The sequence below is a fragment of the Streptomyces sp. SN-593 genome, assembly GCF_016756395.1.
Taxonomy (GTDB): domain Bacteria; phylum Actinomycetota; class Actinomycetes; order Streptomycetales; family Streptomycetaceae; genus Actinacidiphila; species Actinacidiphila reveromycinica.
Genome location: NZ_AP018365.1, coordinates 5,388,126 through 5,412,866 on the forward strand (window position 1 = coordinate 5,388,126; position 24,741 = coordinate 5,412,866).

General features: G+C 74.3%; 24 protein-coding genes. 11 read left to right on the top strand and 13 right to left on the bottom strand.

The genetic code is table 11. The features are described from left to right. The first annotated feature begins 33 nt into the window (after positions 1–33). Genes RVR_RS22920 through RVR_RS22940 form a run of 5 tightly spaced genes read left to right on the top strand, consistent with a single transcriptional unit; the run spans position 34 to position 5,827 of the window. Positions 34–1,650, top strand: coding sequence for an ABC transporter ATP-binding protein (locus RVR_RS22920; RefSeq protein WP_202238955.1), 1,617 nt, complete (start codon positions 34–36; stop codon positions 1,648–1,650). Beyond that, a complete protein-coding gene (locus tag RVR_RS22925) occupies positions 1,647–2,762 on the top strand; it encodes an ABC transporter permease (protein ID WP_202235677.1) in 1,116 nt (371 codons plus the stop codon). Before RVR_RS22920 ends, RVR_RS22925 begins: the two co-directional genes overlap by 4 nt. Continuing rightward, positions 2,759–4,051: an ABC transporter permease gene (locus RVR_RS22930; RefSeq protein ID WP_202235678.1), complete on the top strand. Its 1,293-nt coding sequence runs from the start codon at positions 2,759–2,761 to the stop codon at positions 4,049–4,051. The genes RVR_RS22925 and RVR_RS22930 overlap by 4 nt, the downstream gene beginning before the upstream one ends. Then, complete coding sequence (locus tag RVR_RS22935; protein ID WP_202235679.1) at positions 4,048–4,530, top strand: cytidine deaminase; 483 nt, start codon at positions 4,048–4,050, stop codon at positions 4,528–4,530. Before RVR_RS22930 ends, RVR_RS22935 begins: the two co-directional genes overlap by 4 nt. Positions 4,531–4,543: 13 nt before the next feature. After that, positions 4,544–5,827: a thymidine phosphorylase gene (locus RVR_RS22940; RefSeq protein ID WP_202235680.1), complete on the top strand. Its 1,284-nt coding sequence runs from the start codon at positions 4,544–4,546 to the stop codon at positions 5,825–5,827. A gap of 34 nt (positions 5,828–5,861) precedes the next feature. Here RVR_RS22940 and RVR_RS22945 read toward each other — a convergent pair whose 3' ends face one another. Together RVR_RS22945 and RVR_RS22950 are read right to left on the bottom strand one after the other, a co-directional pair. Next, entirely contained in the window at positions 5,862–6,608 is a 747-nt protein-coding gene (locus RVR_RS22945) for a maleylpyruvate isomerase family mycothiol-dependent enzyme (protein WP_202235681.1), read from the bottom strand. A gap of 59 nt (positions 6,609–6,667) precedes the next feature. Next, positions 6,668–7,279 (bottom strand): TetR/AcrR family transcriptional regulator, encoded by a 612-nt coding sequence (locus RVR_RS22950; RefSeq protein WP_202235682.1) that lies wholly within the window; start codon positions 7,277–7,279, stop codon positions 6,668–6,670. 111 nt (positions 7,280–7,390) lie between these two features. On the opposite strand from RVR_RS22950, the gene RVR_RS22955 reads away from it, so the two are divergent. Then, a complete protein-coding gene (locus RVR_RS22955) occupies positions 7,391–8,119 on the top strand; it encodes an SDR family oxidoreductase (protein WP_202235683.1) in 729 nt (242 codons plus the stop codon). A gap of 92 nt (positions 8,120–8,211) precedes the next feature. Here the strand turns inward: RVR_RS22955 and RVR_RS22960 are convergent, their stop codons facing one another. Further along, a complete protein-coding gene (locus tag RVR_RS22960) occupies positions 8,212–8,994 on the bottom strand; it encodes a dienelactone hydrolase family protein (RefSeq protein WP_202235684.1) in 783 nt (260 codons plus the stop codon). 100 nt (positions 8,995–9,094) lie between these two features. On the opposite strand from RVR_RS22960, the gene RVR_RS22965 reads away from it, so the two are divergent. Beyond that, the gene (locus RVR_RS22965; RefSeq protein ID WP_202235685.1) at positions 9,095–10,258 is read left to right on the top strand and encodes an adenosine deaminase; all 1,164 of its coding nucleotides are present in this window, start codon (positions 9,095–9,097) and stop codon (positions 10,256–10,258) included. Between the two features lie 92 nt (positions 10,259–10,350). Beyond that, complete coding sequence (locus tag RVR_RS22970; protein WP_202235686.1) at positions 10,351–10,662, top strand: hypothetical protein; 312 nt, start codon at positions 10,351–10,353, stop codon at positions 10,660–10,662. Positions 10,663–10,785: 123 nt separating this feature from the next. On the opposite strand, the gene RVR_RS22975 is transcribed toward RVR_RS22970, so the two are convergent. The 4 genes from RVR_RS22975 to RVR_RS22990 form a co-directional block, all read right to left on the bottom strand. After that, complete coding sequence (locus RVR_RS22975; RefSeq protein ID WP_237404903.1) at positions 10,786–11,286, bottom strand: VanZ family protein; 501 nt, start codon at positions 11,284–11,286, stop codon at positions 10,786–10,788. 179 nt (positions 11,287–11,465) lie between these two features. Further along, entirely contained in the window at positions 11,466–12,155 is a 690-nt protein-coding gene (locus tag RVR_RS22980; RefSeq protein WP_202235688.1) for a hypothetical protein, read from the bottom strand. Continuing rightward, positions 12,152–13,744 (bottom strand): sensor histidine kinase, encoded by a 1,593-nt coding sequence (locus RVR_RS22985; RefSeq protein ID WP_237404904.1) that lies wholly within the window; start codon positions 13,742–13,744, stop codon positions 12,152–12,154. Before RVR_RS22985 ends, RVR_RS22980 begins: the two co-directional genes overlap by 4 nt. After that, complete coding sequence (locus tag RVR_RS22990; protein ID WP_202235690.1) at positions 13,741–14,418, bottom strand: response regulator transcription factor; 678 nt, start codon at positions 14,416–14,418, stop codon at positions 13,741–13,743. Before RVR_RS22990 ends, RVR_RS22985 begins: the two co-directional genes overlap by 4 nt. A 293-nt stretch (positions 14,419–14,711) precedes the next feature. Between RVR_RS22990 and RVR_RS22995 the strand changes: the two genes are divergently transcribed. Next, positions 14,712–15,500 (top strand): SigE family RNA polymerase sigma factor, encoded by a 789-nt coding sequence (locus RVR_RS22995; protein WP_202238962.1) that lies wholly within the window; start codon positions 14,712–14,714, stop codon positions 15,498–15,500. Between the two features lie 147 nt (positions 15,501–15,647). Here the strand turns inward: RVR_RS22995 and RVR_RS23000 are convergent, their stop codons facing one another. Beyond that, positions 15,648–16,310: an ATP-binding protein gene (locus RVR_RS23000; RefSeq protein ID WP_202235692.1), complete on the bottom strand. Its 663-nt coding sequence runs from the start codon at positions 16,308–16,310 to the stop codon at positions 15,648–15,650. Positions 16,311–16,424: 114 nt separating this feature from the next. Between RVR_RS23000 and RVR_RS23005 the strand changes: the two genes are divergently transcribed. Continuing rightward, a complete protein-coding gene (locus tag RVR_RS23005; RefSeq protein ID WP_202235694.1) occupies positions 16,425–16,817 on the top strand; it encodes a hypothetical protein in 393 nt (130 codons plus the stop codon). Positions 16,818–16,955: 138 nt separating this feature from the next. On the opposite strand, the gene RVR_RS23010 is transcribed toward RVR_RS23005, so the two are convergent. Genes RVR_RS23010 through deoC form a run of 3 tightly spaced genes read right to left on the bottom strand, consistent with a single transcriptional unit; the run spans position 16,956 to position 20,398 of the window. Next, positions 16,956–17,915, bottom strand: coding sequence for an aldehyde dehydrogenase family protein (locus tag RVR_RS23010; RefSeq protein ID WP_202235696.1), 960 nt, complete (start codon positions 17,913–17,915; stop codon positions 16,956–16,958). Then, on the bottom strand, positions 17,912–19,402 hold the full coding sequence (locus RVR_RS23015) for an aldehyde dehydrogenase family protein (RefSeq protein WP_202235698.1): 1,491 nt from the start codon (positions 19,400–19,402) through the stop codon (positions 17,912–17,914). The genes RVR_RS23010 and RVR_RS23015 overlap by 4 nt, the downstream gene beginning before the upstream one ends. Before the next feature lie 6 nt (positions 19,403–19,408). Continuing rightward, positions 19,409–20,398 (bottom strand): deoxyribose-phosphate aldolase, encoded by a 990-nt coding sequence (deoC, locus tag RVR_RS23020; protein WP_202238964.1) that lies wholly within the window; start codon positions 20,396–20,398, stop codon positions 19,409–19,411. A 391-nt stretch (positions 20,399–20,789) separates the two neighbouring features. Here deoC and RVR_RS23025 point away from each other — a divergent pair, with 391 nt between their 5' ends. After that, entirely contained in the window at positions 20,790–21,473 is a 684-nt protein-coding gene (locus RVR_RS23025) for a PH domain-containing protein (RefSeq protein WP_202235699.1), read from the top strand. 513 nt (positions 21,474–21,986) lie between these two features. On the opposite strand, the gene RVR_RS23030 is transcribed toward RVR_RS23025, so the two are convergent. Both RVR_RS23030 and RVR_RS23035 read right to left on the bottom strand, forming a co-directional pair. Further along, positions 21,987–23,669: a phospho-sugar mutase gene (locus RVR_RS23030; protein WP_202235700.1), complete on the bottom strand. Its 1,683-nt coding sequence runs from the start codon at positions 23,667–23,669 to the stop codon at positions 21,987–21,989. A 119-nt stretch (positions 23,670–23,788) separates the two neighbouring features. Then, a complete protein-coding gene (locus RVR_RS23035) occupies positions 23,789–24,598 on the bottom strand; it encodes a purine-nucleoside phosphorylase (RefSeq protein WP_202235701.1) in 810 nt (269 codons plus the stop codon). Positions 24,599–24,741: the final 143 nt, after the last annotated feature.

Sequence of the window (24,741 nt, forward strand, 5' to 3'; positions counted from 1 at the left end):
CCCGCCCGAGCCTTTCCCCGAGGGGAGTGCGCCATCAACGCGTCCACGAGTCCACCCGCGCCGACCCCGCCGCAACCGCCGCAACCCGGCGGCGCGGCCGCGGTCGAACTGCGCGGTATCACCAAGCGCTTCCCCGGGGTCGTCGCCAACCACGACATCGACATCACCGTGCGCGGCGGCACCGTGCACGCCCTCGTGGGCGAGAACGGCGCCGGCAAGTCCACGTTGATGAAGATCCTCTACGGCATGCAGAAGCCGGACGAGGGCACCATCGCGATCAACGGCGAGCAGGTCTCCTTCGGCGACCCGGGCGCCGCGATCGCCCGCGGCATCGGCATGGTGCACCAGCACTTCATGCTCGCCGACAACCTGACCGTGCTGGAGAACATCGTGCTGGGCAGCGAGAAGCTGCACGGCATCGGCGGCCGGGCCCGGGCGAGGATCACCGAGATATCCGACGCGTACGGCCTCGGGGTGCGCCCGGACGTCCTCGTCGAGGACCTGGGCGTGGCCGACCGCCAGCGGGTGGAGATCCTCAAGGTCCTCTACCGCGGCGCCCGCATCCTCATCCTCGACGAGCCCACCGCGGTCCTGGTGCCGCAGGAGGTCGACGCGCTCTTCGAGAACCTGCGCGGGCTGAAGTCGCAGGGCCTGACGGTCATCTTCATCTCGCACAAGCTCGGCGAGGTGCTCTCGGTCGCCGACGAGATCACCGTCATCCGGCGCGGCACCACCGTGGGCAGCGCCGACCCCGCGCACACCACCGCCAAGCAGCTCGCCGAGTTGATGGTCGGCAGCGAACTGCCCTCGCCCGAGACCCGCGAGTCCACCGTCACCGACGAGCCGATGCTCACCGTGGCCGGCCTGCGGCTGGCCGCGGTCGACCCGGAGGGCGTCGAGCGGATCGTGCTCGACGACGTCGGCTTCACCATCCACAAGGGCGAAGTGCTCGGCATCGCGGGCGTGGAGGGCAACGGCCAGGCCGAACTGGTCGAGGCGATCATGGGCACCCGCCCGCCGGACACCGGCTCGCTGGTGCTGGACGGCCGGGACGTCACCGCCGACCCGACCCGGCGCCGCCGCGAGGACGGCATCGGCTACATCCCCGAGGACCGGCACCGGCACGGCCTGCTGCTGGAAGCCCCGCTGTGGGAGAACCGCATCCTCGGCCACGTCACCGAGCAGCCCAACAGCCGCGGCTTCCTCATCGACCCGGCCGCCGCCCGCCGCGACACCGAGCGGATCGTCCGCGAATACGACGTGCGCACCCCCGGCATCGAGGTCACCGCGGCCTCGCTGTCCGGCGGCAACCAGCAGAAGCTGATCGTCGGCCGCGAGATGAGCCACCTGCCGAAGCTGCTGATCGCCGCGCACCCGACCCGGGGCGTGGACGTCGGCGCGCAGGCGCAGATCTGGGACCAGATACGCGCCGCCCGCCGCGAGGGCCTGGCGGTGCTGCTGATCTCCGCGGACCTCGACGAGCTGATCGGCCTGTCCGACACGCTGCGCGTGATGTACCGCGGCCGGCTGGTCGCGGACGCCGACCCGTCGACCATCACCCCGGAGCAACTGGGCTCGGCGATGACCGGCGCCGCGTCCGGGCACCTCGAACGGCAGATCGGCGAGCAGGCCGGGGGAGAGGACCGATGAGGAAGTTCGACAAGGACCGCGCCCTGCTGGGGGTCGCCGCACCGGTGCTGGCGGTCGTCAGCGCGCTGGTGGTGACCGCGCTGGTGCTGCTGGCCACCGGCAAGGAGCCGTTCCACGCGTTCAACGTGATGCTGACCTACGGCGGCAAGTCCAACAGCCAGGTCTACATCCTCAACAAGGCCACCACGTACTACCTGGCGGGCCTGGCCGTCGCCGTCGGCTTCCGGATGAACCTGTTCAACATCGGTGTCGACGGGCAGTACCGGCTGGCGGCGTTCTTCGCCGCCGTGGTCGGCGGCGCGCTGTCCATCCCCGGCGTCGTCGAGGTGCCGGTCATCATCCTGACCGCGATGGCGGTCGGCGCGGCCTGGGCGGCGATCGCCGGCGTGCTGAAGGTGACCCGCGGGGTCAGCGAGGTCATCTCCACGATCATGCTGAACTCGATCGCGGGCATCGTGATCGGCTACTTCCTCCAGGGCGGCCGGCTCGGCGTGCTCGACAAGGACGCCAACATGGTGTCCACCAAGCCGATCCCGACCTCCAGCCACCTGTTCAGCTTCAAGACCGCCACCGACCCGGTCTTCGGCTTCATCGTCTTCGCGGTGCTGGCCGGCGTCGTCTACTGGTTCCTGCTCTCCCGCACCCGCTTCGGCTTCGACCTGCGCGCCGTCGGCCGCTCGGAGTCCGCGGCCGAGGCGAGCGGCGTCAGCGTCAAGCGGATGGTCATCACCAGCATGCTGATCTCCGGCGCCATGGCCGGCCTGGTCGGCATGCCGACCCTGCTCAACCAGTCCTACGACTACGGCACCGACTTCCCGACCGGCATCGGCTTCACCGGGATCGCGGTCGCCCTGCTCGGCCGGAACAACCCGGTCGGCATCGGGGTCGGCGCGCTGCTGTGGGCGTTCCTCGAACGCTCCTCGGCCGGCCTGGAGTTCCAGGGCTACGACAAGGAGATCGTCGGCGTCATCCAGGGCGTGATCGTGCTCGCCGTGGTCATCGCCTACGAACTGGTGCGCCGTTACGGCCTCACCCGGCAGCAACGCCAGGTCGGCGCGGAACTCGCCGCGGCCGGCGCGGGCACGGACGACAAGCAGGAGGTCGCGGCATGAGTGCCACCACGACTCGGACGCCGCCGCCCGCAGCGCCGCGCGTCAGGCCCGGGGCCAGGGCCGGCGGGCGGGTCAAGCTCACCCTGCCGGTGATCCTGCTGCTCATCGCGGGCGCGCTGATCGCGGTCTCCGCGGTCCGCGCGATCACCGGCGCGGAGGACGTCACCTCCTCCGGGCAGGTCGCGGGCGCGCTGGCCAGCGCGGTGCCGATCGGCCTGGCCGGTCTGGCCGGCCTGTGGTCGGAGCGGGCCGGCGTGGTCAACATCGGCCTTGAGGGCATGATGATCCTCGGCACGTTCTTCGGCGCGTGGGCGGGCTGGCAGACCAACGCGTGGGTCGCGGTGCTGGCCGGCGTCCTCGGCGGCGCGCTGGGCGGGCTGGTGCACGCGATCGTCACCGTCACCTTCGGCGTCGACCACATCGTCGCCGGTGTCGCGATGAACATCCTCGCCGCGGGCGTCACCTCCTACCTCGCCAAGCGCTGGTTCAACGTCGGCGAGGCCGCGCGCAAGGGCGGTACGCCCAAGCAGTCGCCCCAACTGGACAACGCCAAGCAGTTCACCGTGCCCGGCCTGTCGCACTGGCTGGACACCGTGGAGAAGCACCACTGGTTCCTCGTCTCCGACCTGGCCGGGATCGTCGGCGGCCTGGTCACCAACATCTCGGCGATCACGCTGCTGGCCATCGTGCTGTTCGTGGCCACGTTCTTCATCCTGTGGCGCACGCCGTTCGGGCTGCGGCTGCGCTCCTGCGGCGAGAACCCGGTGGCGGCCGAGTCGCTGGGCGTCAACGTCTACACGTACAAGTACGCCGCGGTGATCATCTCCGGCGCGCTCGCCGGACTCGGCGGGGTCTTCCTCGCCATCAGCACCCACTTCTACCTGGAGGGCCAGACCGGCGGCCGCGGCTACATCGGCCTGGCCGCGATGATCTTCGGCAACTGGCGGCCGGGCGGCCTGGCCATGGGCGCCGGGCTCTTCGGCTACGCCGACAGCCTCCAACTGCGCAACGGCGGCCCGTCCGTGCACGCGCTGCTGCTGCTCATCGCGGTGCTGCTGCTGGCCATGGCGGTGTGGAAGTTCTACCGCGGGGCGCGGATCGCCGCGGTCGTGGCGCTGGGCTTCGCGGTGCTGCTGGCAGTCTGGTACATGCTGACCGACTCGGTGCCCGACGAGATCGTGGAGGGCACGCCGTACGTCGTGACGCTGCTGGTCATGGGCCTGTCCGCGCAACGGCTGCGGATGCCGAAGGCGGACGGCCTCCCGTACCGGAAGGGGCAGAGCGGATGACGGACGACACCGGGGGCGCGGGCGGTCGCGGGTCCGGCGGCGCGGGGCCGCTGCCGGGGCCCGGTCCGGCCCCGGTGGCCGCGCCCGGGCCCGACGTGGACTGGAAGGCGCTGCGCGGCGCCGCCCGGGAGGCCATGGAGCGGGCCTACGCGCCCTACTCCGGCTTCCCGGTCGGCGCGGCCGCGCTCACCGACGACGGGCGCACCGTGGTCGGCTGCAACGTGGAGAACGCCGCCTACGGTGTCGCGCTGTGCGCCGAGTGCGGGCTCGTCTCGGCGCTGCACGCCTCCGGTGGGGGCCGCCTGGTCGCCTTCTCCTGCTCCGACCTGCGCGGCGACCCGTTGATGCCGTGCGGGCGCTGCCGCCAACTGCTGTGGGAGCACGGCGGCCCCGACCTGCTCGTCGACACCCCGCGCGGGGTGCGGCCGATGAGCGACGTGCTGCCCGACGCCTTCGGGCCCGAAGACCTCGACCGCTAGGACACCCCGTTTCATGGACGCCATTTCCGTCATCCGCACCAAGCGCGACCGCGGTCGGCTCGACGACGGGCAGATCGACTGGGTGATCGACGCCTACACCCGCGGCGAGGTCGCCGACGAGCAGATGTCGGCGCTGGCCATGGCGATCCTGCTGAACGGCATGGACCGGGCCGAGATCGCCCGCTGGACCGCCGCGATGATCGCCTCCGGCGAGCGGATGGACTTCTCCGGGCTGGCCCGGCCCACCGCCGACAAGCACTCCACCGGCGGGGTCGGCGACAAGATCACGCTGCCGCTGGCCCCGCTGGTCGCCGCGTGCGGCGCGGCCGTACCGCAGTTGTCCGGGCGGGGGCTGGGCCACACCGGCGGCACCCTCGACAAGCTGGAGTCCGTCCCGGGCTGGCGCGCCTCGCTCGGCAACGACGAGATGCTCGCCGTGCTCGCGGACGTCGGCGCGGTGGTCTGCGCGGCCGGGGACGGGCTCGCGCCGGCCGACAAGAAGCTCTACGCGCTGCGGGACGTGACCGGGACCGTCGAGTCGATCCCGCTGATCGCCTCCTCGATCATGTCCAAGAAGATCGCCGAGGGCACCGGCGCGCTCGTGCTCGACGTCAAGGTCGGCTCCGGCGCGTTCATGAAGACCCTCCAGGACGCGCGGGAACTGGCGGCCACCATGGTCGGGCTCGGCACCGACCACCAGGTGCGCACGGTGGCGCTGCTCACCGACATGTCCACCCCGCTCGGGCTGACCGCGGGCAACGCGCTCGAAGTGCGCGAGTCCGTCGAGGTGCTGGCCGGCGGCGGGCCCGCCGACGTCGTGGAGCTCACCCTCGCCCTCGCCCGCGAGATGCTCGACGCCGCCGGACTGCCCGACGCCGACCCCGCCAAGGCGCTCGCGGACGGCTCCGCGATGGACGCGTGGCGCCGGATGATCCGCGCGCAGGGCGGCGACCCCGACGCGGCACTCCCCGTGGCGCGCGAGCGGCACGTCGTGGCCGTCCCCGCGTCCGGCGTGCTCACCGCGCTCGACGCCTACGGCGTCGGCGTCGCCGCCTGGCGGCTGGGCGCGGGCCGGGCCCGCAAGGAGGACGCCGTCCAGGCGGGCGCCGGCATCGAACTCCACGCCAAACCGGGGGACACGGTGGTGGCGGGTGCCCCGCTCCTGACGCTCCACACCGACACCCCCGAGAAGTTCGAGGGCGCTCTGGAAGCCCTCGAAGGGGCCTTCACCGTCGGCCCCGCCGGCACCCCCTTCACCCCGCCCCCGGTCGTCCTGGACCGCGTCGGCCCCGCCTGAGCCGCCGGGCGGGCCGCGCCCCGGGCGAACGGCCTCAGGTGATCGCCGAGGACGCGCGCCACACCCCCGCGAGGTCGCGGTCGCCGGTGACGGCGACCGCGTCGAGCGGCAGCCGGTTCCACAGCAGCAGGTAGAGGTCCCGCGCCGGGCCCGACAGTTCGCAGTCGGCCGGGCCCGCCGCGGTCCGTTCGGCGCGCGGCTGCGCGTCGGGGGAGAGCCGTACGGTCCACACCGCGTCCGTGTCGTCCGGGCGTACGCGCAGCACGCGGGGACGCCCGGTGCGTACCCGGCTGCTCCGGCGGGCGTGGAAGCCGGACAGCAGTTCGTCGATGCCGTCGGCGGCGAACCCCGCGTCCAGCGGGGAGAGGGCGCCGCCGCGCGCCGACTCGGCGTCCACCCGGTGCACGGCCGTCTCGTGGGCCTGCCGCCGGGCCCAGAACGCCAGGGGTGACGGCGCGCCGGGCAGGAAGGCCCAGCAGTCCAGTCCGGGGTCGGCCGCGCGCAGCGTCCGCACCAGGGCGCCGTGCCCCTCACGGAACCAGGGCAGCAGCTCCGCGCCGGTCGGCTCCCGCGGCATCGGGTCCTCCGGCACGGGTCCCGGCAGCGCCTCGGCGACGATGCGCGCCGCCCAGCGGTGGAAGGTGCCCGTGTGCCGGACCAGGTCGCCCGTCGTCCAGCCCGGGCAGGTCGGGACGGGAACGTCCGCACCGGTCCGCTCCGCGGCGTCGGCGAGCAGGCCGCCCTCGCGCCGCAGGGTGTCGATGTACTCCGTCGTCTGCATGCGCCGGATTCTGCCCCGCCGGGACCGGACGCGTCACGGGCGGTGCGGTGCGGTGCCCGTCACGGGCGGGGCGGGGCGTGGGACGGGCTGGGTGGGGCGGTGAAGTCCACCGCGCCCATGCCGGCGGCGAGTTCGGCGGCGGTCTCCCGCACGCGGGCCGACAGCTCCCCGGCGTCCGGATCGTCGGTCCAGCGGTCGAGCGCGGTGCGGAAGACGGCGACGCCGACCTGCGCGAGCAGGGCAGCCTCCGACACCGGGGCGCCCCGGTCCCGCAGCGCGTCGGCCACCGCGTCGGTCACGGCGGCGAACTTCGTCCGGCCCCGTTCCTGGAGCTCCGGGCTGGCCTCGACGACCGCCTGCCGCTGCGCGGTGAGCGGGGCCTGCCCCTCGAACGCCCCGGCGACGTCCACGAGACCGGCCAGGAGCGCCTCGAAGGGCGGCGCGGCGCCGTCGGCGTGCCGGACAGCCCGCGCGAGGACGTCCGGCAGCTCGTCGGAGCCGGCGAACAGCACGTCCCGCTTGTCGGCGAAGTAGCGGGAGAACGAGCGCCGGGTCAGCCCGGCCCGCTCGGTGATCTGCGTGACGGTGACGTTCTCGTACCCGTGCTCCAGGAACAGCGCCAACGCTGCCTCGCGGAGCCGGTCCTCGGCGTGCGGGTCCCATCGCGGCATGGACGCCAGCATACCAGTGACGACACAGTGGGCCGTCACTGGTGCTATGATGACGTCTCAGTGAGTCGTCACTGTTCGTGACGAGGGATGAGAGACACAGGAGTGGTCACCATGGCACTTTCGGGGCAGCGCGTCGTCGTCATCGGCGGCAGTTCGGGGATGGGGCTGGCCACGGCGCGGGCCGCGGCGCGGGCCGGGGCGGAGGTCACCATCGCGTCGAGCGACGAGGGGCGGGTGGCGGCCGCGCTCGCCGAACTGCCGGACGCCTGCGAGGGCGCCGTCGTCGACACCCGCGACGAGGAGGCCGTGGCCGCCCTGTTCGCCCGTGTCGGCGAGCTCGACCACGTGGTGTTCACGGCCGGGGACGCGGTGCGCCCGCAGCCGCTGGCGGACCTGTCGCTGGAGGCGGCCCGGCAGTTGCTGGAGGTCCGCTTCTGGGGCACCGTCGCCACGGTCAAGTACGCGGCGCCGCGGATACGGCCGGGCGGGTCGATCGCGCTGACCTCCGGGACGGTCTCCGTCCGCCCCGTGGCCGGCGCGGCACTCGCGTCCGGCGCGGCGTCCGCCACGGAGGGCCTGGCGCGGGGACTCGCCGTCGAGTTGGCCCCGATCCGCGTCAACGCGGTCCGGCCCGGGGCGATCCGGACGCCGCTGTGGGACCCGGTCCCGGAGCCGCAGCGCGCTGCGCTGTTCTCCGCCCTCGCCGACCAGACGCTCACCCGGTCGATCGGCGAGGCGGAGCAGATCGCCGCGGCGCACCTGTACCTGATGGAGAACGCCTTCGTCACCGGCACCGTGCTCACCGTGGACGGAGGTGCCCTCCTCGCCGGGAGCCGGTGAGTCCGGCCGCCCCCGGGTCCGCGGACGTCCCCCGCGAGGCGGCGGCTCCAAGCCGCCGCCGGACGGGCCCGTCGGGCAGGGCGGGAGGGGCCTCAGTCGCGCAAGGAGCGGCCGAAGCCGGCGGCCAGCGGCATCCGCAGGCCCAGCGGCGGCGGCGCCGCGAGCGCGTCGGCGACCGGCCGGGAGAAGGGCCGGTCGAGGAGCGAGCCGAGCACGAAGTCCGCGGCCAGCGCGGACACCTCGTGCCGGTGCTGGTGCAACCCGTGCCCGTCGGAGTGCACTTCGAACCGGCACACCTCGCGGTTGCCCTTCTTCGCCCGCTCGGCCACCTCGTACGACAGCTCCGGGTCGGTGGTGGTGTCGTCCGTGCCGTGCACGATCAGCACGTGCCGCCCGTTGAGCTGCTTCACCGGCTCCGGCTCGTCGCCCTCCGGCAGCCAGGGCGCGAGCGCGACGACGGACCGCACCGCGGGGTGCCCGCCCGCGTGCAGCGCCGCCCGCCCGCCCATGTCGACACCGAGCAGGCACACCGGCACGTCGCCGTAGCGCCGTACGGCCTCGCCGACCGCCCACTCCGCGTCCTCCGCGGGGTGCGCGTGGCCGCCGTTCCAGCCGCGGAAGCGGTAGTGCACCACGTGCGCCGCCACCCCGTCGGCCGCGCCGGCCCGTACCAGTTGCCGGGCCAGCGGCCAGATCGCGGCGGCGGCCATCGGCGAACGCCGGCGGGTGCTCAGTGCGTTGCCGCCCGGCAGCGCGAGCACCACCGCGCGCACGGTCGGCACCTCGACGTGCTGCCCGCGCTGCCGGGGCGCGAGCCCGGGTGCCACCTGCCGCCCGAGTCGCGCGCCACGCGCCGGTAATGCTTGCGAAGCCATGGCGCAACGATGGCAGACAGGAGGGTGTGCGTTCGATGGCCAGGCGGAAAATAGTGGGCCCGGACGCGATATCTACGCGCGTAGGGGCTATCGTTCGGGAATGGAGAACGTCACGCCCCACCTCCCCGCGGGGGAGCAGATCCGCCGTGCCCCGAAAGTCCTGCTCCACGACCACCTCGACGGCGGGCTGCGCCCCGGCACGATCGTGGACATCGCACGGGAGACCGGATACGAAGGGCTGCCCGAGACGGACCCGGACGCGCTCGGCCGGTGGTTCCGCGAGGCGGCCGACTCCGGCTCGCTGGAACGCTACCTGGAGACCTTCACGCACACCTGCGCGGTGATGCAGACCCGCGACGCGCTGGTCCGGGTCGCCGCCGAGTGCGCCGAGGACCTGGCGGCCGACGGGGTGGTCTACGCGGAGGTGCGCTACGCCCCCGAACAGCACCTGGAGGGCGGGCTCTCGCTGGAGGAGGTCGTCGAGGCGGTCAACGAGGGCTTCCGCGAGGGGGAGCGGCGGGCCCTGGCCGCGGGCGGCCGGATCAGGATCGGCGCCCTGCTCACCGCGATGCGGCACGCCGCCCGCTCCCAGGAGATCGCCGAACTCGCCAACCGCTACCGGGACCTGGGCGTCGTCGGTTTCGACATCGCGGGCGCCGAGGCGGGCTTCCCGCCCACCCGGCACCTCGACGCGTTCGACTACCTCAAGCGGGAGAACAACCACTTCACCATCCACGCGGGCGAGGCGTTCGGCCTGCCGTCGATCTGGCAGGCCCTCCAGTGGTGCGGCGCCGACCGGCTCGGCCACGGGGTGCGGATCATCGACGACATCACCGTCGACGGCGACGGCGTGCACCTGGGCCGGCTCGCCTCCTACGTCCGCGACAAGCGGGTGCCGCTGGAGATGTGCCCCACCTCCAACCTCCAGACCGGCGCCGCGTCCTCCTACCGGGAGCACCCGATCGGGCTGCTGCGGCGGCTGCACTTCCGGGTCACCGTCAACACCGACAACCGGCTGATGTCCGGGACCAGCATGAGCGAGGAGTTCGCCCACCTGGTCGAGGCGTTCGGCTACACGCTCGACGACATGCAGTGGTTCACCGTCAACGCGATGAAGTCCGCGTTCATCCCTTTTGACGAACGACTCGCCATGATCAACGAGGTGATCAAGCCCGGTTACGCGGCGCTGAAGGCCGAGTGGCTCTTCGCCGCGGGTGCCGTCGTACCGTCCGTGGCCAGCGGTTCCGCCGGCGAACGGGGCTGACCGGGGCCGCGCCGCGGCGCGGCCGGCGGCGGGTTCCGGGCCGCGCCACGCCGGTTGCACCCGGTGCTGCCGCGTGGCTACGTTCTGTGGTCATGCAGACCCTCACCAAGAAGACCCTCACGACCGCCGTCCTCGGCCTGGCCGTCACCGCCGCGGCCGCGGGCACCGCTTCCGCCGCCGGCCTGGCGCAGTCGAGCGACGCCCTCGCGCCGGTCGGCTCGGCCGCCAACCTGCTGCCCGGTGCCACCTCCACGGTGTCCGGCGCGCAGACCGCGCTCAGCAACGGGACGTCCGCGCTGCCGACCGGCGCGGCCAGCAGCCTGCTGCCCTCGGACAACCACGTCTCCGGCAACTCCCTGGGCCCGGCCACGGGCCTGCTCGGCGGTCTCCCCATCGGAGCCTGATCCCGTCGGGGCGCCCTGACCCCACAGGGCGTCCCGGTCCGCCGGTTCCCGGGACCACCCGCCGGCGGGCGGTCGCTCGCGAGGTTCCCCGCACCCGTCGACGGGTGCGGGGAACCTCGCGTCTCACGGCACGCTGGCCGGGACGGGCTCGTGGGCCGCGGGGGGAGCCGGCCGCGCCTCGCGCAGGAGGCGGCGCCGGGCGGCGGGGACGACCAGGAGGTGGGCGGCGGCGACGCCCACCGTGTTGAGGATCAGGGCGTCCACGTCGAAGATCTGCCCGGGCACCATGGTCTGGGTGAACTCGACCAGCATCGACACCATCAGCCCGGCGAAGACCGTGCGGACGAAGGACGCGAGGCCCGACGCCTCCGCCCGTCCGCCGGCCATCGGCAGCAGGAATCCGAGCGGCGCCAGCAGCCCCAGCCCGGCACCGAGCCGCCGGGCGGCCTCCAGCGGACTCCGCGACAGGTCGTCGCGGATCGTGTCCAGCGGCCGGAGGTTGGGGGCGGCCACCCACGCCACGTCGTGCGGCCGCAGCAGCAGCCACCCGACCCACGCGAGGTAGGCGGCGGTGAGCAGCAGCCCGGCCGCGCGCACCCTGAAGACGAAACCGTCGTACCGCACGCTCTCGATGACGTCCGGGCCGCGCGCGCCGGTTCCCGTTCCGCCACCGCGACACGCCTGCCACCTGCGTGATCCCCATCACAAGCGCCGAACGGAGCCCGCCGGTCCGCTCCGCCGGTCCGTACCCGGGCGGCGCGTTCCGGGAGTTCGGGCGAGGCGCGCCCGCGTCCCCCGGAGAGTCAGCCGACGGGCGTGCCGGCGGAGTCCGCGGAGTCGGAGCGGGTGCGCAGGTCCGACGTGCAGGTGTACGCGCGCAGCTTGCCGTCCGGTTCGGGGCCGCCGAGGACCACCGAGTGGTCGGGCGAGACCAGCGAGTCGGCGGTCAGCGTGCAGACGAGCTGCGCGAGCGCGAACGACGGCAGGTCCTGCGGGCGGTCGTTGAGCAGCAGGGCGTCCTCGGGGCCGCCCGGGCCGGCCGCGACGATCTGCAGGGTGCCGGGCACGGCCGTGGAGAAGCCGGCCTTCGTCTCCGCGGTGCGCGGGCTGATCTGGAGCTGGGCGAGCAGCGTCCGCACCTCGCCGATCCGGTCGATCCGGCCGTCGCGCACGTCGACGGCCCGCCGGACCGGGGTGACCTGGGTGTTGCAGACCAGGTAGATCCTGTCGACCATCGAGTCCTGGTCCGTCGAGGAGGGGGTGCCGGGCGGCGCGCAGGCCACCCGGGACGGCGCGGGCCCGTCGTCCACCGGCACCGTGGTGCTGCGGATGCCGCATCCGGCCAGGAGGGCCGCCAGCGCCGCGCAGCAGGCCGCCAGGGCGGACGTGGAGCCGCGTGCGGCGCGTCGGGCGCGGCTCCGCCCGCCGCCGGTGCCGGGCGCCTGCGGCCCGCTGGGCCGGGCGGGGTTCGCCGGCGCGCTTCCCGGGGTCATCGCGCGCCCCCCGCAGGCCCGCCGGCGCCGCCGGCGCCGCCGGTGCCCTTCCCGCCGGCCGTGCCGCCGTCGCCGGAGCCGGGGGCGGCGCCGGAACCGCTGTCCTCGCCGTCCTCGCCCTCGTCCGCGCGCGGCCGTACCGGCATCCGCAGGGTGAACACCGCGCCGCCGTCGGGGCTGTTGGCGGCGGTGATGTCACCGCCGTGGATGTGCGCGTTCTCCATGGCGATGGACAGGCCCAGGCCGCTGCCCTCGGAGCGGGCCCGGGAGGCGTCGGCCTTGTAGAAGCGGTCGAAGACGTGCGGCAGCACGTCCTCGGGGATGCCCGGGCCGCGGTCGGAGACCACGATCACGATCTCGCCGTCCGCCCCGCCCTCCCGGCGCAGGCTCACCCGCACCGGCGAGCCGCCGTGCTTGAGCGCGTTGCCGATCAGGTTCGCCATGATCACGTCGAGGCGGCGCGGGTCGATCGTCGCCAGCAGCCCGCGCGGCGCGTCCAGCTCGACCGAGTCCAGCCAGGCCCGCGCGTCCATGCACGCCATGATCATGTCGGCGACGTCGACCTCGTCCACCCTGAGCTTCGCGGTCCCGGCGTCGAACCGGGTGACCTCCATCAACGTCTCCACCAGTTCGTTCAGTCGCCGGGTCTCGCTGACCACCAGGCGGACCGCCGGGGCGATCATCGGGTCCAGCGCGTCCGCCTCGTCCTCCAGCACGTCCGTGACCGCGGTGATCGCGGTGAGCGGGGTGCGCAGCTCGTGCGACATGTCGGCCACGAAGCGGCGGCTGGCCGCCTCACGGGCGCGCAACTCCTCCACCCGGCCTTCCAGTTGCTCGGCCGCGTTGTTGAAGGTCCGCGACATCTCGGCGAGTTCGTCGGTGCCGGACACCTTCAGCCGCGTGTCCAACTGCCCTTCGCCGAGCCGCTTCGCGGCCTCGCCGAGCCTGCGCACCGGGCGCAGCACCGCGGAGCCGGCCGCCTGGGCCAGCAGCGCCGCGCCGATCAGGGCCAGCAGCGTGGCGATGCCCAGCGACCAGGCCAGCGAGTTGAGGTCCTTGCGCTCGGCGTCCAGCGACTTGAGCATGTAGCCGGTCGGGCCGTCGTCGTTGATCCGCGCGCCCGCCACCAGGTACGGGTGGCCCTCCAGGGATATCCGCTCCCAGTGCAGGTGGTAGCGGTCGTCGTCCTTCGTGTGCCGGGTGTTCACCGCCCGCACCAGGGAGGCCGGCACGTCGTCCATGGAGAACGTGCTGTTCTCCGACCGCTGCGCGCACGTCCCGTCGTCCGTGGCGTCGATCAGGATGACCTGGTACGTGTCCGGTCCGCCGATGCGGTCCGCCGCCGTGCCCAGCGACTGGCAGGTCGGCTGCACCGGCAGCGAGGCGGCGTTGCGCTGCAACGAGTCGCGGAAGTCGTCGAGCGCGCTGTTCTGCGCCCGCGTCAGCACCGCGTCGCGGTTGAGCCAGTACGCGATCCCCGACACCGACACCGCGGCGGTGAGCGCGACGAGTGCGAACACCCCGATCAGCCGCAGCCGCAGGCTGGTCCAGCGCAGCAGCCAGAAGTGGCCGCCCTCGGCACGCCTCACTGAGGCGTGTCCAGGCGGTAGCCGACGCCGCGGACGGTACGGATCAGGGTGGGTGACGACGGCACGTCCTCGATCTTCGCGCGTAGCCGCTGCACGCAGGCGTCCACCAGCCGCGAGTCGCCCAGGTAGTCGTGCTCCCACACCAGCCGGAGCAACTGCTGCCGGGACAGCGCCTGGCCGGGCCGCCGGCTCAGCTCCAGCAGCAGCCGCAGCTCGGTCGGCGTGAGCTGGAGGTCCTGGCCGTCCTTCGTGACGGTCATCGCGCTGCGGTCGATCACGATCGAGCCGAAGGCCGCGGAGTCGGTGCTGTCGCGCTCGCCGCGCCGCAGTACCGCGCGGATGCGCGCGTCCAGCACGCGCGGCTGCACCGGCTTGATCACGTAGTCGTCGGCGCCGGACTCCAGACCCACCACCACGTCGATGTCGTCGCTGCGGGCGGTCAGCAGGATGATCGGAAGCTGGTCGGTGCGCCGGATGCGGCGGCACACCTCGAAGCCGTCGATCCCCGGGAGCATCACGTCCAGCACGATCAGGTCGGGGCGCTGCTCCTTGAGCAGCCGCAGCCCGTCCTCGCCCGTCGCGGCGGCCACCACGCGGTGACCCTGCCGGGACAGGCCGAGCTCGAGACCCGTACGGATGGCGTCGTCATCCTCGATCAGCAACAGGAAAGGCACGGGCGCCATTGTTGCCTACCCGGCCAGGTCGGCGGGAAGGGGTCTCGCCGTCTTTCCTCCCCGGCCGGCCCCGCCGTCGGACCCCGGTGACGGGGAGAAGGCGCACGGGTGGCCGCACCGGACGGCGTCGGCGGGCCCTCGCACCCCGAAAGGCACTGTGACGGCTCTGTGACACTCGCCGGACAGCCCGATGAAACTGGCCCGGCAGTCTTGTGCCCATCGAAGAACGCGACACCGCAAAGGCTTCGACGCCGAAGACCACGCGGCAGGTTCCACTTGACGGGGGCGCGATGATGAACGCACTGCACAGCACCACCACCACCGCAGTTCACGCCGCGCACGCACGCCCCGGGTTCCGGCCCACGGAGATGTCCGGTGCCGCGAGCGGACGGGGGTACGGTCGCGGCACCGGACGTGCGGCCGGCCACCAGCCGACCCGCCCGCGCCCCGCGCACATCGCCCCGGTCGACCCGGCGGCGACCGCTGGGACCGCCGGGACCGCCGCGGAGCGGGTGCCCGAGCAGGCCGCCAAGGAGCGCTCCCCGGAGCACTCCGCCGAGGCGGAGGCCGCGTTCACCGCGTACGTCCAGGAGCGCAGGGCCTCGCTCTACGCCACCGCCTACCACCTCACCGGCGACCGCTTCGCGGCCGAGGACCTGCTCCAGAGCGCGCTGTTCTCCACCTACCGCGCCTGGGACCGGATCAGCGACAAGGCGGCCGTCGGCGGGTACCTGCGGCGGACCATGACCAACCTGCACATCAGCGCGTGGCGGCGGCGCAAGCTCAACGAGTACCCGACGGAGGAGCTGCCCGAGACGGTCGGCGACACCGACGAGATGGGCGGCACCGAACTGCGGGCGGTGCTGTGGCAGGCGCTGGCCCGCCTGCCCGAGCAGCAGCGCACGATGCTCGTGCTGCGCTACTACGAGGGCCGGACCGACCCGGAGATCGCCGACATACTCAACATCAGCGTCGGCACCGTGAAGAGCAGCATCTGGCGCTCGCTGCGCCGGATGCGCGAGGACGAGGCGCTGAGCTTCGGGCGCGACGAGGAAGACGCCTTCGGCGAGCTCGTCGCGTAGGACGGGGGACACGGGGGGAATCGGGGGAGACCGGGGGGACACGGGGGAAACCGGGGGAGCGGGGCCGGGCGGCGCGGAGGGGTGCCGTCCGGCCCTCGCGCGTGCGGCGGCGGTGGTGCGGGGCCGGGGTGCCGTGCGCTCAGCCGGTCACCGGCCGCCGGCCGGGGAGACGGCCGGGACGCCGGCGGGACCCGCGGCGGGAGCCGGCTCGGCGGCGCCGAGGGCGGCGAGCCGGGAGAGCGCCTCGCGCTGGTCGCACGGCGCGCAGCCGAAGCCGACCTGCCGGGTCACGATCGCGCGCTCCGCGCGGAAGAGCGCCCAGCCGCGCCGCAGCAGGAACCGTACGGACTTGCGGCCCTCGCGCAGGTCGCGCACGAAGCGGCGGCGCGCGGTCGTCGCGGGGCTGCCGCGCAGGCAGATCGCGTCGGCGAGCAGCCCGAGGTCACGGCAGCGCGCGACGATCTCGGCGGCGAAGATGCCCTCGGCGACGAAGTGGGGCGCCCCGGCGAGGTCGAGCCGGCTCCACCCGCTGATCGCGCTGGCCGAGATGTCGTAGCGCGGGGTCCGCGCGCTGCCGTGCGCGCACAGCGCGGCGATCGCGGCGACCGCGGCGTCCGCGTGCCAGGAGGCGGGGGCGTCCCAGTCGACCGCGTCGCCCCCGGGCAGCAGCGGGAGCGTCGGGTCGCCGTCCTCCTTGTAGAAGTCGTCGAGCGCGAGCACCGGCAGCCCGGTGCGGGCGGCGAGCGAGGACTTGCCCGAGCCGGACGGCCCGGCGAGCAGGATCACACGGGAGCGGGAAGGTGGACTCACGGACGACCATTCTCCCGTAACACCGTCCGGGGGACGCCCCGCGGTATGACAACTACCGTCCGCGGTCATTGCGTTACGCTGCGACGCACACGTTCTGTCGACAGGAGCCGTTCCATGCCCTCGCTGCGCACCGCCCTCGCCCTCACGCTGACCGCCGCCGCGGCCGCGGTCGCCCTCCCCGCGGCCGCCGCCGTCGCCGCGGACGCCCCGGCCGGGCTGCCCGACATCCAGGGCGCGACCGACGCGCTGCCCACCTCGGGGATCACCTCGATGCTGCCCACCCAGTCCGTGACCGGTGCCCTCGGCGCCGGCATCGCCCCGGTCCGCGACCTGAAGCTCGACCCGCTCAACAACACCACGGTCGACCCGCTCACCAACGGGGTCGGCTCCCAGATCGCCGACTTCCGCCCCATCTCCACCACGGACGCCACCGCCCCCCTCACCGACGGCGGCTCCCTGGGCACCCTCCCCCTGATCGGCCCCCTGACGGGCGTGCTCCCGCACTGACGTACGGGAGCGCCCGCGGCGGGCGGCGATCACCGCGACCAGCGCGTCCACCGCGTCCGGCCGCTCCTCGACGGGGAGGGCGGCCCTCGCCGCGCGGCACCGGCCACCCCAAGACGACCGACCAGCGCGACGGCGGGGTCAGACGCCCATGGGATGCCAGACCGTCTTGGTCTCCAGCCAGGCGGTCAGACGGGAGGTGCCGGGGGTCGCCGTCCAGCTCTCGGCGGGCGCGGGGCGGCGGACCCGCTTGAGGTTGTCGGCCGCGGCGGCCTCCAGCTCGGCGGCCAGTTCGGGCGACGCGCCGGTGAGGTCGATCGCGTTGACGTCCTGGTGCGCCGCCAGCGGCGCCGCGATCTCGGCGGTGCGGCCGGAGAGGATGTTGACGACCCCCGCCGGGACGTCCGAGCTCGCCAGCACCTCGCCGAAGGAGAGCGCGGGCAGCGGCGCGCGCTCGGCGGCCACCACCACCGCGGTGTTCCCGGTGGCGATCACCGGCGCGAGCACCGAGACCAGCCCCAGCAGCGACGACTCCTGCGGCGCGAGCACGGCCACCACCCCGGTCGGCTCGGGCGTCGACAGGTTGAAGTACGGCCCGGCGACCGGGTTGGCGCCCCCCGCCACCTGCGCGATCTTGTCCGTCCAGCCGGCGTACCAGACCCAGCGGTCCACCGCCGCGTCCACCGCCGCGGCCGCCTTCGCCCGGGACAGCCCCTCCGCCTCGCCGACCTCGCGGACGTACTGGTCCCGCCGCCCCTCCAGCATCTCGGCGACGCGGTACAGCACCTGTCCGCGGTTGTACGCGGTCGCGCCCGACCAGCCCGCGAACGCCTTGCGCGCGGCCACCACCGCGTCCCGCGCGTCCTTGCGGGAGGCGAGCGGCGCGTTCGCCAGCCACGCCCCGCCGGCGTCCCCCGCGCCACCGCGGCCGCCCTTCCCGGCCTTCCCGGTCCTGCCGCCGCGGCCGCTCCTGGACTCCGACTCCGTCACCTCGTACACCCGGCCGCTCTCGGAGCGGGGGAACTTGCCCCCGACGTACAGCTTGTAGGTCTTGAGGACGCTCAGCCGCGCCGCGCCCTCAGAACGCTCGGACACCGTCATCGGTCGAGCTCCCCTTCTCCCTCGCCACGGCCGCCGGCCGCTTCGCCCGGCTCGGCGAGGTACGCCGCCAGGCCGTGCCGGCCGCCCTCCCGGCCGTAGCCGGACTCCTTGTACCCGCCGAACGGCGAGGTCGGGTCGAACTTGTTGAACGTGTTCGCCCACACCACCCCGGCCCGCAGCCTGCTCGCCACCGCCAGGATGCGCGAGCCCTTCTCCGTCCAGATCCCCGCGGACAGCCCGTACGGGGTGTTGTTCGCCTTCTCCACCGCCTCGGCCGGGGTGCGGAAGGTCAGCACCGACAGCACCGGGCCGAAGATCTCCTCCCGGGCGATCCGGTGCGCCTGCGTCACCCCGGTGAACAGGGTCGGCGCGAACCAGTAGCCGGAACGCGGCAGTTCGCACGGCGGGGCCCACCGCTCGGCGCCCTCCGCCTCGCCGGCCTCGGCGAGCGCGGTGATCCGGGCCAGTTGCTCGGCGGAGTTGATCGCGCCGATGTCGGTGTTCTTGTCCAGCGGGTCGCCGACCCGCAGGGTGGCCATCCGCCGCTTCAGCGCGTCCAGCACCTCCTCCTGCACCGACTCCTGGACCAGCAGCCGCGACCCCGCGCAGCACACATGGCCCTGGTTGAAGAAGATGCCGTTCACGATGCCCTCGACGGCCTGGTCGACCGGGGCGTCGTCGAAGACGATGTTCGCCGCCTTGCCGCCCAGCTCCAGCGTCACCTTCTTGCGGCTGCCCGCGACCGTGCGGGCGATGGCCTTGCCGACCTCGGTCGACCCGGTGAACGCGACCTTGTCCACGCCCTCGTGCGCGACCAGCGCGGCGCCCGCGTCGCCGTAGCCGGTGAGGATGTTGACGACCCCGCGCGGCAGGCCGGCCTGGCGGCACACGTCCGCGAAGAACAGCGCGCTCAGCGGGGTGGTCTCGGCCGGCTTGAGCACCACGGTGTTGCCCGCGGCCAGCGCCGGCGCGACCTTCCACGCCAGCATCAGCAGCGGGAAGTTCCACGGGATGACCTGCCCGGCCACGCCCAGCGGCCGCGGGTTTGGGCCGCAGCCGGCGTACTCCAGCTTGTCCGCCCAGCCCGCGTAGTAGAAGAAGTGCGCCGCGACCAGCGGCAGGTCCACGTCCCGGGTCTCCCGGATCGGCTTGCCGTTGTCCAGCGACTCCAGCACCGCCAGTTCCCGCGCGCGCTCCTGGAGGACGCGGGCGATCCGGAACAGGTACTTGCCGCGCTCGGCGCCCGGCAGCGCCGACCACTTCGTGAACGCCTTGCGTGCCGCCCGCACCGCGCGGTCGACGTCCGCCTCGCCGGCCCGCGCGACCTCGGCGAGCACCTCCTCGCTGGAGGGGGAGACGGACTTGAAGACCCGGCCGTCGGCGGCCTCGGCGAACTCGCCGTCGATGAACAGCCCGTACGAGGGCGCGAGTTCCACGACCGCCCGGGACTCCGGCGCGGGCGCGTACGCGAACTTCTGGTGTGCCATGAGGGATCAGTCCACCGTGACGTAGTCGGGACCGGAGTACCGGCCGGTGCTGAGCTTCTGCCGCTGCATCAGCAGGTCGTTGAGGAGGCTGGAGGCGCCGAACCGGAACCACTGCGGCGACAGCCAGTCGTCGCCCAGCGTCTCGTTCACCATCACCAGGTACTTCACCGCGTCCTTCGCGGTACGGATGCCGCCGGCCGGCTTCACCCCGACCTGGACGCCGGTCGCCCGGCGGAAGTCGCGCACCGCCTCCAGCATCACCAGGGTGTTCGCCGGGGTCGCGTTCACCCCGACCTTGCCGGTCGAGGTCTTGATGAAGTCCGCGCCCGCGAGCATCGCCAGCCATGAGCAGCGGCGGATGTTGTCGTACGTGGACAGCTCGCCGTTCTCGAAGATCACCTTCAGGTGGGCGCGGCTGCCGTCGGGGCGCCCGCACGCCGCCTTCACCGCCTGGATCTCCTCGAAGACGTCCAGGTAGCGGCCGGACAGGAACGCGCCGCGGTCGATCACCATGTCGATCTCGTCCGCGCCCGCGGCGACCGCCTCCGCGGTGTCGGCGAGCTTCACGGCACGCGCGGCGCGGCCGGAGGGGAAGGCGGTGGCCACCGCGGCGACGTGCACCTCGGGGCCGCCGGCGGCGGCCAGCGCCTCCTTCGCGGTGGCGACCATGTCGCCGTACACGCAGATGGCGGCGACCCGGGGGGCGGTGCGGTCGGTGGGGTCGGGGCGGACCCCCTTCGCGCACAGGGCGCGGACCTTTCCGGCGGTGTCCGCGCCTTCCAGGGTGGTCAGGTCGATCATGGCGATCGCCAGGTCGATCGCGTACGCCTTCGCGGTCGTCTTGACCGACCGGGTACCCAGGGCTGCCGCCCGCGCCTCCAGGCCGACGGCGTCCACGCCGGGCAGGCCGTGCAGGTAGCTGCGCAGGGCCTGGGCGGAGGAGGTGACGTCGGGTACGGGTACGGCCGGAGGGGGTGGGAGAACTTCGGAGGACATGGTCACCACATCACCATATCTACGCGCGTCAACCCCCGCCAGTCCCTGCGGGCGGCCTGGGCGGACCTCCGGGGGGCGGAACCTTCGTGGGTGGGCGTGGTGTCCCTCCGGGGGGAGGGGCGGGGGCTGTTCAGGGATCTTCGGGTGGTGGTGGGCTGGTCGCGCAGTTCCCCGCGCCCCTTCGGAGCGCCAGCTCCTTCCGCGGAGAGGGCCGAGCACGTCCAGGGGCGCGGGGAACTGCGCGACCAGCCACCGCGGACCGCAAGGTCCCGTGGAATCGCGGACGGGGCGACCCGGGGGGACAGGGCCACCCTCCCTCCGCAAGGTCCCGTGGAATCGCGGACGGGGCGACCCGGGGGGTCCGGCACGCCGTGAGGCAGAATCGGGGGTTATGACGAGCTCCAGGAACGACCGCCCGGGAACGGCCCCCGCCGGGAACGGGCAGCCGAAGTACGCCGACCGCGCCTACCGCTCCATCGCGGGGGTCGTCGGCGGTGTGCTGCTCCTCGTCCTCGCCGGCTGGCTCGGCGGCGACGCGGTCGCACGCGGCACCGGCCACACCCCCTGGCTGGCGCTGGCCGCCATGCTCTGCGCGGTCCCGCTGATCATCGCCTTCACCCTGCGCCCGGTGGTCTACGCGAACGACGACCGCATCCGGGTGCGCAACCCGTTCCGCACGATCACGGTGCCGTGGTCCGGCGTCGAGAGCATCCGCGCCGCGTACTCGACGGAGATGCTGGCGGGGGGCCGCAAGTTCCAGCTCTGGGCCATCCCGGTGTCGGTGCGCGCCCGCAAGAGCGCGGCGCGGCAGACCGAGCGGGCCCAGTCCGGCGGCGGCCGCCGCGACCCGTTCGCCGCCGTGCCGCGCCGCCGGCCCGGGCAGGCCGATGCCGACGGCACCGTCCGGGCGCCGTCCGACCGCGCGGTGAACGAACTGCGCGAGCTGGCCGACCGCCACCGGCTGGAGGCGGAGGCCGCCGACCGCCCGAACCCGGTGATCCGCTGGTGCTACGAGGTCATCGCGCCCTCGGCCGCCGGCGCCGTCGTCCTCATCGTCCTGGCCGCGACCGGCTGACCCCCGGCCCTCCGGTTGTCGTCCGGACCCGCCCGGTGCGGCCCCGGCGGCGGAGCCGCGGGTCGGGCCTGCCCGGCGGACGCCGCGACCGGCTTCTGACGCCGCCCGGCCACCGGCCGGGGTTCCCCCCGCGGCCGGGAGCGCCCGGGGACGGCCGTCCACGGGGTGGAACGGCGGCCCGGGGCTGTCCGCCGGATCGTGCCGGGCTCGTGGCGCCCGGCATCGTACCTGTCGGCGTCGGTGAGCCCTTCACGGACGGCTCGGGACGAGGTCGGTTGGCCGTCCCGTGACGCATCGCGGCGGGCGTCGAGAACCCGACCGGCCGGGGTCCGCGGGGCAGCCTCTAGCCAGGGCCTGTCCGGCGGATCGTGCCGGGCTTGCGGCGCCCGGCACCGTACCTGTCGGCGTCGGTGAACCCTTCACGGACGAGTCGGGACGAGGTCGGTTGCCCGTCCCGTGACGCATCGCGGCGGGCGTCGAGAACCCGACCGGCCGGGGTCCGCGGGGCGGCTCTCAGATGCCGGCCGCGGCCGCGAGGTCGCGTTTGAGGGCGGTGAGCAGCGCGGCCGCGGCAGTGCGGGCGGCGGGCAGGGCCTCGGGCCCGGCCGCGGGCACCACCACCTCCAGGTAGCACTTGAGCTTGGGCTCGGTCCCGCTGGGCCGGACCACGACCCGGGCGCCGTTCACCCCGGGGCCGGCCAGGTGGTAGCGCAGGCCGTCGGTGGGCGGCAGTCCCTGCGCCCCCGCGGCGAGGTCGTCCACGCGGGCGACGGTGAGGCCGGCGAGGCCGGTCGGGGGGTGCGCCCGCAGGCGTTCCATGGCCGCGCCGATCAGCGACAGGTCCGCGACCCGCGCGGAGAGCTGGTCGGTGGCGTGCAGCCCGTGCGCGAGGGCGAGCTCGTCCAGCAGGTCGCCGAGCGTGCGCGACTCCCGCGCCAGGTCCGCCGCCAGCTCGGCGACCAGCAGCGCGGCGGTGATCCCGTCCTTGTCGCGTACCCCCGCCGGGTCGACGCAGTAGCCGAGCGCCTCCTCGTAGCCGTAGCGCAGGCCCGGCACGCGGGAGATCCACTTGAAGCCGGTGAGCGTGTCGGCGTAGCCGAGGCCGGCGGCCGCGGCGATCTTCGACAGCAGGGAGGAGGAGACGATGCTCGCCGCGAAGGTGTCCCGGCCGGGGACGGCCGCGCCGCGCCGCACCAGGTGGACGGCGAGCAGCGCGCCCAACTCGTCGCCGCGCAGCATCCGCCAGCCGCCGGGCGCGGCCGCGTCGGGTACGGCCGCCGCGCAGCGGTCCGCGTCGGGGTCGTTGGCGATCACCAGGTCGGGGCGGTGCGCGCGGGCGGCCTCGAAGGCCAGGTCCATCGCGCCGGGCTCCTCCGGGTTCGGGAACGCCACGGTGGGGAAGTCCGGGTCGGGTGCGGCCTGGAGCGGCACCACGGCGGGCGCGGGGAAGCCGGCCCGCCCGAACGCGGCGAGGAGCGTCTCCAGGCCCACCCCGTGCAGCGGCGTGTAGACGGTGGACACGTCGCGCGGGCCGCCGGGCGCGACGACGTCCGCCGCGCGGTCGAGGTAGGCGGTGACGACGTCCTCACCCAGCACGGTCCAGCCGTCCTCGGGGGTCGGCACCGTCTTCAGCGGGCCGACCGCCGCGATGTGATCGGCGATCCGCGCGTCGGCGGGTGGCACGATCTGCGAGCCGTCGCCGAGGTAGACCTTGTAGCCGTTGTCCTGGGGCGGGTTGTGGCTCGCGGTGACCATCACCCCGGCGGCCGCGCCGAGGTGGCGGATCGCGAACGCCAGCACCGGGGTGGGCAGCGGGCGCGGCAGCACCGCCGCGGGCAGGCCCGCGCCGGTCAGCACGGCGGCGGTGTCGCGGGCGAAGCGCTCCGACCGGTGCCGGGCGTCGTAGCCGATCACGACCAGGCCGCCGCGCGGGTGCTCCGGGAACGCGTCCTTCAGGTACGCGGCCAGGCCGGCCGCGGCGCGCATCACCACGGCGCGGTTCATCCGCATCGGTCCGCCGCCCATCGCGCCGCGCAGGCCGGCGGTGCCGAACTCCAGGGTGCCCCGGAACCGGTCGGCGAGGTCCGCCCGGGCGTCCTCGTCGCCTTCCTCCGCGGCCCGTACGAGGGCTTCGAGTTCGGCCCGCGTCTCGGGGTCGGGGTCCTCGGCGATCCACTGCGTGGGCTCGAACCGCACGTTCGGTTCTCCTTCGTCCGTTGGCCTGCCCTCGATCGCCGGGCGTGCCCCGTCCCTGTGGTCCGGGGCTCACCGGCCCGCCCGGCGATCGAGGGCGACGGGGCGGGCGGGGGGAGGGCTCAGAGGCGGCCGAGCACCTGCTGGAGGAGGGCGCCCATGCGGGTGGCGGAGACGCGGCCGGCCTCCAGGACCTCCTCGTGGTTGAGGGGCGCCCCGGTCATCCCGGCCGCGAGGTTCGTGACGAGGGAGATGCCGAGCACCTCGGCGCCCGCCTCGCGCGCGGCGATCGCCTCCAGGGCGGTGGACATCCCGACGAGGTCGCCCCCTATGGCGCGGACCATGCCGATCTCCGCGGGGGTCTCGTAGTGCGGGCCGGGCAACTGGACGTAGACGCCCTCCTCCAAGGTGGGGTCCACCTCCCGGCACAGGGTGCGCAGCCGCGGCGAGTAGAGGTCGGTGAGGTCGACGAAGCGCGGTCCCAGGAGCGGTGAGGTCGCCGTCAGGTTGATGTGGTCGCTGATCAGGACGGGCTGGCCGGGCCGGAACCCGGGGCGCAGCCCCCCGCAGCCGTTGGTGAGCACGATCGTCTTGCAGCCGGCCGCGACCGCGGTGCGCACGCCGTGCACGACGCTGTCGACGCCGCGCCCCTCGTAGAGATGGGTGCGGCCGAGGTAGACGAGGGCGCGCACCTTGCCGATCCGTACCGACCGGACCAGTCCCGCGTGCCCGGCGACCGCGGGTTCGGGGAAACCGGGCAGGTCGGTGATGGCCGCCTCGTGGTCGGGGGTGCCGAGTTCGTCGGCGGCGGGCACCCAGCCCGAGCCCATGACGAGGGCCACGTCGTGCGTGTCGGCGCCGGTCAGCTCGCGGAGGCGGGCGGCGGCGGCGTCGGCCGCGGCGTAGGGATCGGGTTCTGCGGAAGCGTTCACGCGGATGAGCGTAACCCGTGTTTCCCTACGCGCGTAGACGCCGCGGAGACATGCTGGTCGGAAATCGGATCTTCCGACGGAGGACGAGGCGGGCGGCGCTCGCCCACCCGGGTGGGGGAGCGGGGCCGGGCGGCGGCCGCGGG